At 37.8% G+C, this 14,480-nt stretch carries 13 protein-coding genes; 5 read left to right on the top strand and 8 right to left on the bottom strand.

Going from position 1 to position 14,480, the window contains the following annotated elements; genetic code table 11:
* Positions 1-107: 107 nt before the first annotated feature.
* Positions 108-995, top strand: coding sequence for a LysR family transcriptional regulator (locus tag I6F45_RS14250; RefSeq protein WP_007585683.1), 888 nt, complete (start codon positions 108-110; stop codon positions 993-995).
* On the opposite strand, the gene I6F45_RS14245 is transcribed toward I6F45_RS14250, so the two are convergent.
* The gene (locus I6F45_RS14245; RefSeq protein WP_024594382.1) at positions 975-1,490 is read right to left on the bottom strand and encodes a DUF2937 family protein; all 516 of its coding nucleotides are present in this window, start codon (positions 1,488-1,490) and stop codon (positions 975-977) included. The genes I6F45_RS14250 and I6F45_RS14245 overlap by 21 nt on opposite strands.
* Positions 1,491-1,864: 374 nt before the next feature.
* Here I6F45_RS14245 and I6F45_RS14240 point away from each other — a divergent pair, with 374 nt between their 5' ends.
* From I6F45_RS14240 to I6F45_RS14230, 3 genes are read left to right on the top strand one after another with little or no spacing between them, the layout of a single operon-like run.
* A complete protein-coding gene (locus I6F45_RS14240; RefSeq protein ID WP_002961494.1) occupies positions 1,865-2,431 on the top strand; it encodes an RNA polymerase sigma factor in 567 nt (188 codons plus the stop codon).
* The gene (locus I6F45_RS14235; protein WP_197160854.1) at positions 2,428-3,507 is read left to right on the top strand and encodes a FecR family protein; all 1,080 of its coding nucleotides are present in this window, start codon (positions 2,428-2,430) and stop codon (positions 3,505-3,507) included. The genes I6F45_RS14240 and I6F45_RS14235 overlap by 4 nt, the downstream gene beginning before the upstream one ends.
* Positions 3,508-3,516: 9 nt before the next feature.
* Positions 3,517-6,552: a TonB-dependent receptor plug domain-containing protein gene (locus tag I6F45_RS14230; RefSeq protein WP_197118204.1), complete on the top strand. Its 3,036-nt coding sequence runs from the start codon at positions 3,517-3,519 to the stop codon at positions 6,550-6,552.
* 72 nt (positions 6,553-6,624) lie between these two features.
* Here the strand turns inward: I6F45_RS14230 and I6F45_RS14225 are convergent, their stop codons facing one another.
* The 7 genes from I6F45_RS14225 to I6F45_RS14195 form a co-directional block, all read right to left on the bottom strand.
* On the bottom strand, positions 6,625-7,020 hold the full coding sequence (locus tag I6F45_RS14225) for an ExbD/TolR family protein (protein WP_169060096.1): 396 nt from the start codon (positions 7,018-7,020) through the stop codon (positions 6,625-6,627).
* Between the two features lie 312 nt (positions 7,021-7,332).
* On the bottom strand, positions 7,333-7,776 hold the full coding sequence (locus tag I6F45_RS14220) for a ferritin-like domain-containing protein (protein WP_007585695.1): 444 nt from the start codon (positions 7,774-7,776) through the stop codon (positions 7,333-7,335).
* A 178-nt stretch (positions 7,777-7,954) separates the two neighbouring features.
* Positions 7,955-8,893, bottom strand: a complete 939-nt coding sequence (locus I6F45_RS14215) for a LysR family transcriptional regulator (protein ID WP_002961484.1) — start codon at positions 8,891-8,893, stop codon at positions 7,955-7,957.
* A gap of 16 nt (positions 8,894-8,909) precedes the next feature.
* On the bottom strand, positions 8,910-10,628 hold the full coding sequence (gene aceK / locus I6F45_RS14210) for a bifunctional isocitrate dehydrogenase kinase/phosphatase (protein WP_165739723.1): 1,719 nt from the start codon (positions 10,626-10,628) through the stop codon (positions 8,910-8,912).
* A 103-nt stretch (positions 10,629-10,731) separates the two neighbouring features.
* Entirely contained in the window at positions 10,732-11,211 is a 480-nt protein-coding gene (locus tag I6F45_RS14205; RefSeq protein ID WP_197160852.1) for a DUF4124 domain-containing protein, read from the bottom strand.
* 86 nt (positions 11,212-11,297) lie between these two features.
* Positions 11,298-12,794, bottom strand: a complete 1,497-nt coding sequence (locus I6F45_RS14200; RefSeq protein WP_007585701.1) for a DUF3413 domain-containing protein — start codon at positions 12,792-12,794, stop codon at positions 11,298-11,300.
* 5 nt (positions 12,795-12,799) lie between these two features.
* Positions 12,800-13,012: a DUF1414 domain-containing protein gene (locus I6F45_RS14195; RefSeq protein WP_007375276.1), complete on the bottom strand. Its 213-nt coding sequence runs from the start codon at positions 13,010-13,012 to the stop codon at positions 12,800-12,802.
* A 62-nt stretch (positions 13,013-13,074) separates the two neighbouring features.
* Here I6F45_RS14195 and yejK point away from each other — a divergent pair, with 62 nt between their 5' ends.
* Positions 13,075-14,091 carry a nucleoid-associated protein YejK gene (gene yejK / locus I6F45_RS14190; protein ID WP_197160850.1) on the top strand — a complete coding sequence of 339 codons (1,017 nt, stop codon included), beginning with the start codon at positions 13,075-13,077 and terminating at the stop codon, positions 14,089-14,091.
* Positions 14,092-14,480 lie beyond the last annotated feature (389 nt).

Raw genomic sequence — 14,480 nt, 5'->3', positions numbered from 1 at the left:
ATTAGACTATTTGCAATTATAGTGTTTTACATATTTAAATAAACATTGCAAAACTGAAAGCTTCATTCGAAAATGTTAAACATTAAAAAGTGCACAATGGCATCTTTATGTATAATTTAAGCGACCTAGAAACATTTATAGCAGTAGTTGAAAATAAAGGGGTGCTTGCTGCTGCGCGTGAGCAGCGTTTATCGCCTGCAACGGTAAGCCATCGCTTAAGTAAATTAGAACGTGAGCTTGCAACAGTACTTGTTTTTAGAGATAGCCGACGAGTACGGTTATCTCCCGCAGGTGAAATATTTTATACGCGAGTTGGCGCTATAATGGAGGCGCTGCACGACGCTGAGCATAGTATTGGTGCGCGTAGTTCATCTGTGAGTGGTTTATTACGCGTGACTATGCCCCCTTGGATTTTTTCAAAATACGTAATGCCAAGACTCAATGAGTTAGAGCAGGCCTATCCTGAACTAAAACTTGATTTTTTAATTACTGATCATTTTGTAAATGTGGTTGATGACGCACAAGATGTGGCAATTCGTGTAGGACAATTAAATGATTCCGGTTTACTGTCACGGAAAATAGTAAACAACAAACGTATACTTTGCGCAGCTCCTAGTTACATAAAAAAATATGGCATGCCTAAAAGCTTAGCTCAATTGAGCGAACACTATTGGGTTTGCCTGCCGTGGCAGCGCCAATTAAAGCTTTTTGATGAACAAGGTAAAACACATACTTTTAATGCAAGAACACGCTTTACTATTTCTAATTCCGACAATATGACTCAAGCAGCCATTGCAGGTCATGGCATTGCAATTAAATCAATGATAGCTATTCATGAAGATATTAAAAATGGCATTTTAGTTGAAGTTATGCCCGGTGTAATGGCACAAGATGATGCACCAGTTTGGTTTTTGCGTCCGCAAAATAGCTTAACTACCCGCAAAACCGATGTATTTTATGACTTTATGAAATCACTATTTTTGAGCTGCGAATAAGCGTTTAAATGAGCGTTTTACTCCAGTTAAAAACAAATAACCAGTAAGCTCGGCAAGTAAGGCAACTATAATAGCTGCAACAATGGCGGCTATAATAGAGTCTTTTTTTAAAATGATTTGACCTTCAAAGCGTTGCCACACTTGTTGCTTTACATCGCTCATGCCACTGATCATAGTAAAAATATATGGAGATTGCGCAAACCTATTTACAGCGATTTGTAAGTCTTGTTGTCGTGTGTAAAGTGTACTGATATTACTTGCACCTTTATTCACAATCCCATCATCAATATTTTTATAGTGTTTAATTAGCTTATTTAAATCATTATTAAAATACTTAGCTGCATCGTTTTTAAAAGGTGCAATGGCACTATTAGCTTCAATTAATTGGGCTGATAATGCTTGGCCAAAATCGCTTATAAATGCAGGGATTTGCACTCCAAGTAGTAAACCGAATGCAAAGAAACTAAGTCGGATATAATCTAAAAATTTACTCATTTATCTTCCTATCCATTTAAATAACCCAGAATTAACATTTGAGCTTGTTTTTATATCAAAAACTCGTAATCTAATGGGGCGTGTTGACCTTTGTGGATTGAAATTTGTTCAATCTAGGTACGATTTAATCGCGGCGCGAGGTTTGTAACCTAGCGGGCTAAGTCAAAACCGAGCAACAAAGAGTTAATCGTCCCTAGAAAGAACCCAACGGGCAGCGCATGTTTGGCATTTATGCTGCGTTATCACCTATTTATGGGGAATAACCACACTACATAGGCTCTGCCTTGCCTAAATACCAAACGTACTGCTGCAAATTCAACCACGAAAGGCCAACACGCCCTAATAATAAAAATAACAACAGGTGGATGTTAAGGATGACGAAAAAAGTAAAATTCACGTCAACATTTGTTGATATATCTAAACAGCTCAAACGTTTTGTATCGCGCATTGTTCAACCCGACGATGTAGAAGATATTGTGCAAGAAACTTTTGTAAAAAGCTACGAAGCTGATTTAAAGCAAGATATACAGTTTACCCGCAGTTACATGCTTAAAACAGCAAAACACCTAGCACTTAACCATATAGCTAAGTGGGACAACAAATTTAATGATTCGTTAGAAAACGATAACGAATTACCCGTATTACTCAAATCAATGAAGCTTGAGGATGAATACACATCTAAAGAGCGCTTTTTACTTTTTTGTAGAGCTACTGAGCAACTAAGCTCATCGATTCGTAAATGCTTTATATTAAAAAAAGTTTACGGCATGAGCCAAAAAGAGATCGCAGACCAAATGCAGTTAAGCCAAAGCACTGTTGAAAAACACATTGCCAAAGGATTGTTACAAACCATGTTGTACATGCGTGAACATGAGCAAAGCCCTCAAACAAACCCTAAAGCTCAAGCACACCCTATATCAGTTAAGAGGGTCGCAGAATGAGTAATGTTCATCAATTTAATTCAAAAGATTTAATTTTAGAAAAGTCATGTGATTGGATAAGCGCGATTGATCGTGGTTTAACTGATGATGAAAAAGAGCAATTTAAATTATGGATGATGCAAAGCACCGCCCATCAAGACTCTATATACGAGCTTGCTCAGCTTTGGGATGAGCTTTCGGTGTTAAATGAATTAAGTCATTTATTTCCTCAGCGTAACAATACTAAAGCATCAAAAAATAAGTGGATGTTTTCTTACTCAATTGCAGCGAGTTTATTTGCAGCACTAATGGTATGCAGCTACTTATTAATTAATTTAGAAAACGGCTATAACCAAGAGCTTGCAAAAGTTAACTACACTAAAATTTACAAAACAAAAGTAGGCGAGCAAGCAACGTATGTATTGCCAGACGGCACTATAGTGCAGCTTAATACTAATAGCTTACTAGAAGTTGCTTATAGCAAAGGCCGCAGGCAGTTGTTACTTAGTCGAGGAGAAGGGCGTTTTAATGTAGCAAAAGATGCCACGCGTCCGTTTAGTGTAATGGCCGGCGACAAAAGCTTTACCGCACTCGGTACCGTGTTTAATGTACAGCGTAATACCTCATCAGATTTAGAGCTTGTTGTTACCGAAGGCAAAGTGATGATCACCGACCCTAGTGTAGCGGTTGACGCAAATGACTTTAAAGATTATCAGCTTGCAGATAACAGCACGCAAAAAATTCGTCAAATTAATGCCAATATTGTTACCTCAGGCGAAAAGGTAGTTATAAAGCAGAGTGTTACAAAGCCAATTACCCAGCTTTCAATGAACGACGTACAACGCGATTTGGCATGGCAAAATGGCATGCTTATTTTTAATGGAGAAGAGTTAAGCGATGCTTTAAATGAAGTAAGTCGCTATACCGCAACACGTTTTGAACTTTCATCAGCCGAGCTTGCCAGTATTAAAGTAGCTGGGGTATTTAAAGCGGGTGACGTTGAAGGTTTACTAGAAAGTTTACAAACTAATTTTTCGATTGATCATGAGCGTTTAGGTGAGCATGTAGTAACGCTAAAACACCATACAGAATCATAAGTAGACATTATGCAAATCAAACTAATGTTAGATAAAGTTGCATCAATAAAGATTGAACGTAAAAAAAACATTAAAAAAAAGAAACAAAACCATAGAGGATTTTTGTTTGTCAGCTGTTTATATAAGTTGCGCAGTAACCAAACGCATTTATTGAGTGGATTTAGTGTGCTTGTACCGGCTATTTTTAGCTTGAGTGTACAAGCAGCAACTCAAACCACTGGGCAAATGGTGCAATTTGATATAAAAGCGCAGCGAGCAGACAAAGCCTTAATTGAATATGCTAAACAAACAGAGCAAACCGTGGTGTTTTCTTATGAGTTGGCAAAGCAGTATGACGCAAATTCAGTTTATGGATTTTACACTCAGCTAGATGCTCTAGAGGCATTATTAGGTGGGACTGAGCTCGATGCGGTTGTTGATCAAAATGGTTTACTGAGTATAAAACTCAAACAAATCAACAGGAATGATAACAACATGATGAAGCTTTCAGCGGTCAGTGCAGCAGTATTACCAGCTTTACTTGCAGTAAATTCGCAAGGTGTAAACGCAGCAGAAGAAGTCGCTCAAGAAAAAATTGAAAAAATTGCTATTGTCGGTAGCCGTGTAGCAGGACGTTCAGTTGAAGATTTACCCGTTCCAGTAGATATCTTAAGTGCAGAAGCGCTTGAAAATACAGGCCAAACAGAAGTTGGTCGTATGCTACAGTCTATCGCCCCTTCATTTAACTTTTCAAGCTCTGCAATTAGTGACGGTACTGATGCTTTAAGACCTGCGACACTTCGCGGTTTGGGCCCCGATCAAACATTGGTTTTAATTAACGGCAAACGTCGTCACCAAGCAAGTATTATTCATATTAATGGCTCTGTTGGGCGTGGTACCGCAGGTACTGACATGAATGCAATTCCAGCCTCTGCGATTAAACGCATTGAAGTATTACGTGATGGCGCTGCTGCTCAGTATGGTTCTGATGCAATTGCAGGTGTTATTAATATTGTGCTTAAGGATGGTAGCGAAGGTGGCAAAGCGGCTATTAACTACGGTCAATATTCTGAAGGCGATGGCGAAACCATTAACCTTGATTTTAATAAAGGCTTTGCGCTAGGTGATGACGGTTATTTAAATACAACTATCAATTACCGTGACCGTGCACCGACTAACCGTGCAGGTTTACATGGCTCTTGTCAGTTTTATGGTTGTACAGAACTAAGTGACGGTACTTTACTTGCTGGCGATCCGCGTGAGCTGACAGCCGATCGTGATACATTCAGAATTGGTGATGCTGATTCTCAGCAGTTTGGTTTAACAATTAATACCGGTTACGAGTTAGGTGATGGCGAGCTTTACGGCTTTATTACTTACTCAACACGTGAAAATGAGTCGGCTGCATTTTTCCGTCATAATGCAAATGCAGGTGGTAACCCAGTACTACAAGATAATGATGCGACGATTCCGCTAGGTTTCTTACCAAAAATTAATACAACTATCGACGATATCTCGTACAACTTTGGTTATAAAACTGAGTTTGATAACGATGCAAGCCTTGATTTATCTTACACCTATGGTGAAAACAGCATTGATTACACGACAAGTGACACTATCAATGCCTCATACGCTAACTTTTTACGTTATGACCAAGGTTTAAGTGCTGCTGATATTCGTACAACTATCCCACGTGAAGCGTACGCTTACGGCATGGAATTATCACTGCAAACAATCAATATTGATTTTACGCAAAACTTTGATGATTATTCTTTAGCAATGGGTGCAGAAATCCGTACTGACGAATATCGCATTTTAGAAGGTAATGAGTACGCATACCGCGATTACGATACAACCAACGGTGTAAGTATTTACAACGGCTTAAGTGGTGGTGTTGGCTCTGAAGATGCATCAGGTGGTTCACAAGGTTTTGGTGGTTCAGCTCCTGCATCATCAGTTGATGAATCGCGTGATGTAATTTCATTTTACATAGATGCAGAAGCTTATGTGATTGAAGATGTAATTTTATCGGGTGCACTTCGCTACGATAACTACAAAGGCTTTGGTGATACAGTAAACTTTAAGCTTGCTGGTAACTGGTCTGTAACCGACGATATTTCACTACGTGGTGCATTAAGCTCAGGTTTTAGAGCGCCTTCAATGCAGCAGCTTTACTTTAATAACGTAAGTACGCAATTTGTTGTTGGTACTAATGGTAATTTAGTTGCAGAAGAGGTTGGTACATTTAGAAATGATTCAACACTTGCGCAAAGCTTAGGTATTCCAAAGCTTAAAGAAGAAAAATCACAAAACCGTAGTTTAGGTATTGTATATAACGTTACAGATAATATTAATGTAACCGTTGATTACTACTCAATTGATATTGACGACCGTATTGTAATTAGTGACCGCTTAGGTAAAGGTTTATCTACAAGCCTTGATGCTGCACTAAATAGTGCGGGTGCTGGCGTAGGTCAGTTCTTCTTAAATGGTGCTGATACAGAAACTCGTGGTGTTGATTTTGTAGCAACGTGGAACACTGAAGGTTTAGGCGGCACGCTTGATTTTACACTTGCAGCTAACTTTACTAAAACAGATGTTGTATCGTTATTTTCGCCTGCTGGCTCAAGCCTTGAGACAGTAAACGTAGAAGATATATTTTCAGCTGAAGACATCTCTATTATTGAAGAGTGGCAACCAGAAGATCGTATTAACTTAAGTGCGCTTTATCAACGTGACGATTGGACAGTTAACCTGTCACTTAATCGCTTTGGTGAGTACACAGTAGAAGATGGTGGTCGTCAAACGTATGGCGCAGAAATTTTAACTGACGTTAAAGTTAACTACTTCGTTACTGAAGATTTGTCGGTAAATATTGGTGCAAATAACTTGTTTGATGTTTACCCAGATAAAAACGAAATAGGTAACTCTCGCTCAGGTACTATTGTGGATGCTAGTGGCAACACAGTAATAAGTAGCTCAGGTGTGTTTGACTACTCACGTCGTTCTGCTCCATTTGGATTTAACGGTGCTTACTACTACGTAGGCGCAGAATACCGTTTTTAATTAATAACCTCCCTTTCGTTATTTAACTCAAAGGGCCGTAAGGCCCTTTTTTTGGTTTTATATTGGGCTGTTTTATTTAGAAATCAAACTTATTGAATAATCATCGTATTGCTTAATATTATTCATTACACTCATTAAAGTATTATGTGTACTGTTTTCGTCTGCGGTTATAAGTACCGAACTTATTTCATATTTAGCCGCGAACATCGCTAAATTAGTCGCAACTTGCTCTAAATCAATTAACCTCCCTGAAAAATATACTGCGTTACTTTCATCAATTCTAAATAAAGCATTTTTAACAGGCTTATCTATTTGAGGGCTGTCGAGTGGTCGGTTTAATTCAATAGCCACAGGTTTTACAAAAGATGTAGTTACAATAAAGAAAATTAGTAATATGAACACTATGTCTAACATCGGGGTCATATCTACATCAGCATTATTTTGCAGTTTAGTTAGTTTACTTTTCATATTGGACCTTATTTTTAATTAAATGCTGCGGCGCCACAGCAAGGTTTTAGGTACCTATTAACAAAATTAGCACAGCAAAAATAAAGCGTGGTTAAATAAATATTCTAATAACATTAAATATTTGTATTCATTATGTATTTAAAATGTGGCGAAATAAGGTGGTGTTTGTAGCAATCTGCTTATATGGGGTCTATATGGCATCGTTATAGTGTGATTTAATTCGTTAAATTGCTTAAAGATTTATGCAGATTGGTATTAGAGGCAATAAAAAACCCAGCGCTAGGCTGGGTTGTATTTATGCGTTATGTAAGCTTACTGCTTTTGCATACGGCTCATTTCTGCATGGCAGCTTTGCATTGTTAATAATGTTTTAGCCAGTGCAGCTTCGCAATCAGCCGGTTGTGGTTTATCCATAGCGGCTTTAATTTCTACAAGCGTTTTATCTTCTACTTCTTCAAGCTCTTTTACATACGTGCTGTCGTTATGTGAGGTGAATGTAGTAAGTAAGGCTGTGTATGCACGTCGTGCTTCAACTGCGAAAGATGAACCATCTTCGCGTTCGCCTTTTTCATTAATTGCATATGGCTGCAAGCGCTCAACACTCACTTTTCGGGCATCTATCATGCGCTGAAAAAGTGCGCCAATAGCAGGGTCTTCAACTTTTTCCTGTGCTTTTTGATAAAAATCGATGCCGCTGTTCATAACTTGAATGATGTCAGTAATATGATTTACTTCTGATCCTTGATGGGTGTTCATAATGACCTCTTTAATTAAATGAATGTATAGTTCAATTTAATTAAAGCAAGGTGTGTTCCAAGTTCATGACTTGTTTTAAGCTCATGTTTATTAACGGTTTGTTTTTTATTTTTGGAGTTGCTAAGTTAATAGAGTAGGTATTAACCTAGCAATTTTTACATTATATTGTGTAATAAAGTTATTTTAGCTCTTCAGCTACTTCAGCTACTTTTTGGCGTAACCAGATGTGGCTCGCATCGCGATGTAACAGTGGGCTCCAAATCATATCAAGCTCAAAAGGAGGAATTGGAAACGGTGGCTCTAAAATTTTAAGCCCCGGATCATCTAAGTATATATTTGCGGCTTTTGAAGGAAGGGTCGCAATCAAATTTTTCTCTTTAGCTAAATGAATCGCTACATGGTAGTTACGCGTAAAAGTGGCAATGTTACGATGTTTACCAAAGTGGGCAAGTGCTTCGTCAACCCAACCAAGTTTTTGCACATCTTTAGGGTCCATGCCCACGCCTACACCAAAACCTGTTTTACTCACCCATATATGGCGCGCTTTTAAGTAGCTGTCGAGGCTAAAGTTTTCAATAATAGGGTTGTCGGCCTTAACTAAGCAGCAAAAACTGTCTTTCCAAATACGTTTATGATGAAAAGACTGAGGTAAGTTTTCAAAACGGTTGATTGCCATATCTACTTTACCGTTTTCTACGTCATGAAAGGTTACATCACTTGGTGTGAGTATATCTAAAGTAGTATCGGGGGCTTCTTCGTGTAGTTTACTTAAGAGCTTTGGCGCTAACGTACTTGCAGCGTAATCACTGGCCATTATTCTAAATACACGTTTACTCTGGCTTGCCTCAAATTCTCTATTAGGTGCTAGGGTTTCTTCAAGCGTCATTAATATGCCACGAATAACGGGTTGTAACTCTAAAGCGCGCTCTGTCGGGACCATACCATCGCTGGTACGAACTAAAATAGGGTCGTTAAATAAGTTACGAAGACGTTTAAGGCCATTACTCATTGCGGGCTGCGTAATACTCAATTGATTAGCAGCGCGTGTTACATTGCATTCTCGAAGCAATGTATCGAGATAAACGAGTAAATTTAAATCTATTTTACTTATATTCATTGTGTGTCCTTTGCGTCTACCAGTGATGGATAAATCGCTGTGCTGTCGGGTAAGGGTAAATATGACTTACCTGCCCATTTTTTATATTTTGTTGAGCCTGCTTCCAAAAGCTAACATCTATAAGCTCTGGATGAGTGCTGAGGAAAAACTTTTTATACATAGGATTAGGCATTACAAATGTACATAACTGCTCTGGGAATACATCTTGTGGTGCAACAGAGTAACTTTGTTCATCCATTAAATAATCGTCGTAGCTCTTTGCTTTTGGTAATGCTCTAAAGTTCATATCTGTTAGGTATTGAACTTCATCGTAATCGTAAAAAATAATACGTTTGTGCTTACTTACACCAAAGTTTTTTAAGAGCATATCGCCAGGAAATATATTAACGGCAATCATTTCTTTTAGAGCTTGCCCGTATTCTTCAATCGCGTCTGCGGCACTTTCTTCATCAGCATTTTCTAAAAATAAATTGAGTGGTGTCATGCGCCGTTCAATATATAAATGCTTGATGATCAACCATTCGCCTTCAATTACCATTGATGAGCCAATTGTTTTATGTAATTGCGCAAGTAAATTACTATCAAAACGTGCCAAAGGAAATACGACGTTAGAATACTCTATGGTATCGGCCATTCTGCCAACGCGATCATGGTTTTTTACTAGTTGATAACGCTTTAATACGGTATCACGGCCGAAGGGCTTACTTTCACCAAATTTGTCTTTTATTACTTTAAAAACATAACCAAATGAGGGAAGGGTAAATACCATCATCACCATACCGGGAGTACCCGGTGCAATTGTAAACTCATCATTAGAGTGAGATAAGTGATTTAAAAACTCTCGATAAAACTCAGTTTTACCCTGCTTATGAAAACCCACTGCGTTATAGAGCTCAGCAAGTGTTTTGTTTGGCATAAGCTGATTCAAAAACCGGACAAGTGCTGAAGGTGCATGAGTCTCTACCATAAAGTAGGCGCGGGCAAAGCCAAAAATGACACGCATTTGAGACGATTTAGTTAAAAGTGCATCTAAATATAATCCGTTATCTTCATCGTGCAATACGGCGATTATAAAAGGCTGAACCCCACTTTTTGAAACAACACGACCAACAATATAAGCTGCTTTATTACGATAAAAAGGTGTGTGCAAAATATCAAAGCGCATTTGCCAAGGTTGGTGATGTGTATCGGGTGCTTGTTTATAAAAAGCTTTAACAAGAAGGCGAATATCACGCTCTAAATTTACAAATGGGGCTTTAAAATCAAAATGATTAATAATGCGTTTTATTGTTGGCTTTAGGCCATCAACTACTGGAAAGTATGTCCTATATTCGGCCTCAACAGGTACTGAAGGAGCATCTTTCAAAGTTGCTTCTACAAATATAAAGTCATTATGAAAATAGCGCCTATGGTACAGCCGGCAAAATACAGAATTATAAAAGGTTTCGGCGAGTTCTGCTTGAGGGTGGAAACATAAAAAGTGCTGATATATCTTTTTAACTTCGAGCCATAGGCTTTCATCTAATTGCTCTGTTGGGGTTTCTTTTTTTAGCGCTTGTGTGGTTTCGTTAACACGATCATCATAATAGCTGATACGCAAACGGCTGATATCATTAATTGCTTGCCAATCTTTTTTTGCAAAGGCGAGAGGGGCTTTGGCCGTTGTTTTTTGAAATAGCTGATAGTGCCTTTTAAAACCCGTTAAAATTAATTCAGCAATATGGCGAGGCTGCATTTGCACTCCTTAATAGTCCCTAGAGCTTATACTCTATTGTGTTAAGGGTATGTTATTTTAAGTTTAAAACCAAGATAAATATTACTTGCTAATTAACAGTGATTTATTGGTATTGAGCTATCTTTTTTTCGAGAATTTTAATTTGTTTAGTAATAACCAATACATCTTTTTTGTACTCTTTATTAATTATTTTTAGTTTTTTAGTAATGTCTTTGGTAATACGCTTTTTATCATCAATGGCTAGAATATGATTTAATCGTTCTTGTTGTTTATATTCGGTACGCTGCTTATTACGATCAAGTATTGTTAGTTTATGGTTATTACTGCGAAGCTCTGCCTGTAAGCCAGATAGAAGCCTTTCACGTTCAAGCTCATTCAGTTGTTTAGTGTAGTCAACCTTAGGACCAGAATACTGATTACCCGTCGTGTTAACTTTATAAGTCGTTGCTTCGTCGTCACACGGCAGTTGAGAGAAGATTGTGCCTTTTTCTGTTACACATTTGTAGTAAGTGGTATCGCTAAAGCTAAAAAAACTGATAAGTAAAAAGCTAGAATGGAGAATATAACGAGAAGTTTTAAACATACGTGTCATCCTTGGTTTTTATATCTAACAACAATATAAAACTATAACCTAGCTTGGTGGTATATCAAGCTAGGTTAGGATAACTGTTATTGGGTAAAGGTTTTGAGCTTTTTAATACTCTGTACTAAAAATGGTATATCTAAACCTTGTTCAATAGAAAAACCTTCAGCGGCAGAGATGTTTTTAAAGTTACCATCTGAATCTATTAAGGTAATCCTATCTTTTTTATAGGCTATAACGACACCCTGAGAGTAGTTAACGCCCATATCATCTTTTTTCTTGTATAAATTAACGCCCAGCATTGTTTGCTTAGCAATGGCTTTACAATTTAAATATTGGCCAACACTTGTTGCAATTAAATCGCTAGGTTGAATAAGTCCATCTACTTTAGAAATACGTTTGTCGGAGCTATATAAAGTTGATGTTGTTACTACTTCTTGCTTGTTATTGGCAAGACTAAAAGCAAAAACCTGTGTTTTATCATCTCGTACAACGGCGTTATCGCTACTTTTAATAACTCTAATTGCGCTAGAACTATGTGCTTGATCATTTATAAAACTAAGTTCTTCCACGCCGGTTACTTCAATGCTGCGGCGCTGACTTTGCCATGCGGGAAGAGTTTGATCTCTTAAAATTGCTGCTTTATAAAAAGCTGGCAAACCATACACTAAGCTAAATAGCATATCGTCGTGATTAGTTGGCTGTAAAAACTGCTCTGTTTTGTGTAAGTTTTTATTATCGGCAACAAATTTAGCGAGTTGTTGCTGGGTTTCAAATACAAAAATATCTACATTGGCTTGTGTGTAGTCCTCGCACTTATCAAGCGGGCTTGGCATTTGATAACTAATGTTTTGGTTATTAATTTTTACGTTATGTGCTTGCTTATAGCTTTCTATATCAAGCAGGTCATTTTTAGCTAATAAACTTTTAGCGGTAGTAGGGTATGACAGTGGTAGTACATTATCTTGCTTCGTTACGTCAAAGTTTAAATTTGCGTCAGCCCAAATATGAATACTGTGACTAAGTGAAAAACACACTATTAAAAATGAAATTGCGTAACGTGCAAATTTATATTGTTTTAAGCGCTCAAGGTGTTGCCATGTGTAATTACTCACAAGTAGCTGAAAGCCTAAAATAAGTAATACAATCCCACTGGCTAAAATGGTTGTTAAAGCAGGTGAACTGGTTAAACGATGCCACAACAATGAAATGATTTCAGGCAAGGCAGATATACTTAGATGATAACCCAAATTAACGTAAACATAAGCATCAAGGGTAAGCAGTGAAGCGCCTAGTGTGGCTATAACAGCCGCCATGCCTCGTATATGTCGTGGGTAGGGGAATATTAAACTAAGCGGAAATACCGTCAGCACAAACGCTAAAAAGGCGATAAAACTAGTGTGGCTTAACCACGTTACTAGCATATAAGTAATGCCCATAAAGCTTGTTGGTGGCGAGTCGGCAAATAAGTAGCTTAAGCTAATAAATAGCGCCAAGCCAATATTGGCAAAAGTAAACCAATGGCCCCAGCTTAATAGCTGACTCGCTTTTGATGAAAACTGATTGTGCTGCGATAAATTCATAGAGTTTATTTAACCGACTGTGATAGAGCTTTTGCAAAGTTCTCAGTTACGGCTTGTCTTTTCCCTGTTGGTACATGCTCTTTTAAGATATGCGTGATAGAATTTCCTAAACACATAAGGCTTAAATCTACCGGCGCATTGTGTTTAGTTAGCACATCAATAAGCTGATCGACGATTTGTTCTACTTCTTCATTAGAGTATTTTGATAAGATTGGCATCAGTTGGTTCAATAAAATAGTTATATTCTCGTATTTTAACACTAGAGGCGTGAAAAACAAAGATGACAACAGACGTTAAAAAATTAGTCGTTCATTATGTAGACAAAAAAGACGACGATACGCAAATTCACCTTCGAAATGATGAGATGGTAATTAACGATAAAGTAGCCGTTTTTATCGAACAATTACATCATGCATATAATGGTAAGCCAGGTAAAGGTTACTGTGCTTTCAGTGGTGATAAAAACAGCGTTGTAGCATCTGCAATGCAAAGCTACCGTAACGATGAGTTAGGCTTTTGGCATATGACCGAGCAAGCCTCAACGGTTTTAAAAGAAGAGCTTGATAAGTATGCATTTAGTGAAACAGGCTATTTAGTATTTTGTCATTATCAGTATGTTGCTACCGATTACATGTTAATTGCGATGATTAACATTAAAGAGCATTACTCTATGACCTCTGAGCTTGATTTAGCGGCTTCTCGCCATTTAGATATATCTCGCATGCAACTCGCTGCTCGTATCGATTTAACAGCATGGGATACGCAAGCAGAAGATAATCGTTATATTTCGTTTATCAAAGGACGTGCGGGTCGTAAAGTTGCTGACTTTTTCTTAGACTTTTTAGGCTGTGAAGAGGGTATTGATTCAAAACAGCAAAGCCAAGTAATGCTTAGCGCAGTAGAGGATTATTTATCAGAGCAACAGTTTGATAAATCAGAAAAAGACGATTTACGTAAACAAGTATTTGATTACTGTAATGATTGCGTAACCACAGGCGAAGATGCAAGTGTGAGCGATCTTTCAGCAACGCTTACAAAAGGCGATGACAGCCCGTTTGATAGTTTTTGCAAAGAGCAAAACTATGACTTGGAAGAAACTTTCCCCGTTGATAAAAAAACCGTAACCAGTATGGTTAAGTTTTCAGGCCTTGGTGGGGGTGTAAGTGTAAGTTTTGAACGTAAACACTTAGGTGAGCGCGTAACGTACAACGAAGCAACCGATACACTAGTGATTAAAGGCATTCCGCCAAACTTAAAAGATCAGCTACAACGTTTTATGGAAAATGAAAAAGAGTAAACTCATTTGAGCGAGTTGAAAGTTGATTTAAGAGCGCGATATTTATATCGCGCTTTTTTATACCGGTATCTAAATTTGTTGCATCGGAACAAAGCTACTAAAATATCTATTGCAAAAATAGAAGTGAAAGAAGAGTAAGTGAGAAAACACAAGCCATGCTTTATTAGCAAGACTTAGCCTTATTACTACCTCTAAAAGCGCAGCGTCTCTTAACCTCTTTGTGAATAAGTCGCTTATTACGGACGTTACTCGTCACGACAATAAGTTGTGCTTCTACAGGTTAATTTGTACTTGATATTTAATTTCGGCTGTAGGCGTGAAGTTTGCTTACGCAAGAAGCATCGCTTCTGTTTACTTAATTTCTTTGCTAACAAAACCACTTAAAGATC

It is taken from the genome of Pseudoalteromonas sp. SWYJZ19 (assembly GCF_015864375.1).
Classification (GTDB): Bacteria; Pseudomonadota; Gammaproteobacteria; order Enterobacterales; family Alteromonadaceae; genus Pseudoalteromonas; species Pseudoalteromonas arctica.
The sequence above is the reverse complement of the archived record's forward strand: the minus strand, read 5'-3'. Positions and strand labels throughout refer to the sequence as shown.

What these genes read in the sequence shown, in the direction of transcription:
- I6F45_RS14195 (WP_007375276.1), bottom strand. Translation starts at nt 13,012, where the DNA reads ATGCCAATCTTATCAAAATACTCTAATGAAGAAGTAGAACAAATCGTC.
- yejK (WP_197160850.1), top strand. Translation starts at nt 13,075, where the DNA reads ATGACAACAGACGTTAAAAAATTAGTCGTTCATTATGTAGACAAAAAA.
- I6F45_RS14235 (WP_197160854.1), top strand. Translation starts at nt 2,428, where the DNA reads ATGAGTAATGTTCATCAATTTAATTCAAAAGATTTAATTTTAGAAAAG.
- I6F45_RS14220 (WP_007585695.1), bottom strand. Translation starts at nt 7,776, where the DNA reads ATGAACACCCATCAAGGATCAGAAGTAAATCATATTACTGACATCATT.
- I6F45_RS14225 (WP_169060096.1), bottom strand. Translation starts at nt 7,020, where the DNA reads ATGAAAAGTAAACTAACTAAACTGCAAAATAATGCTGATGTAGATATG.
- I6F45_RS14245 (WP_024594382.1), bottom strand. Translation starts at nt 1,490, where the DNA reads ATGAGTAAATTTTTAGATTATATCCGACTTAGTTTCTTTGCATTCGGT.
- I6F45_RS14250 (WP_007585683.1), top strand. Translation starts at nt 108, where the DNA reads ATGTATAATTTAAGCGACCTAGAAACATTTATAGCAGTAGTTGAAAAT.
- I6F45_RS14200 (WP_007585701.1), bottom strand. Translation starts at nt 12,794, where the DNA reads ATGAATTTATCGCAGCACAATCAGTTTTCATCAAAAGCGAGTCAGCTA.
- I6F45_RS14230 (WP_197118204.1), top strand. Translation starts at nt 3,517, where the DNA reads ATGCAAATCAAACTAATGTTAGATAAAGTTGCATCAATAAAGATTGAA.
- aceK (WP_165739723.1), bottom strand. Translation starts at nt 10,628, where the DNA reads ATGCAGCCTCGCCATATTGCTGAATTAATTTTAACGGGTTTTAAAAGG.
- I6F45_RS14240 (WP_002961494.1), top strand. Translation starts at nt 1,865, where the DNA reads ATGACGAAAAAAGTAAAATTCACGTCAACATTTGTTGATATATCTAAA.
- I6F45_RS14215 (WP_002961484.1), bottom strand. Translation starts at nt 8,893, where the DNA reads ATGAATATAAGTAAAATAGATTTAAATTTACTCGTTTATCTCGATACA.
- I6F45_RS14205 (WP_197160852.1), bottom strand. Translation starts at nt 11,211, where the DNA reads ATGTTTAAAACTTCTCGTTATATTCTCCATTCTAGCTTTTTACTTATC.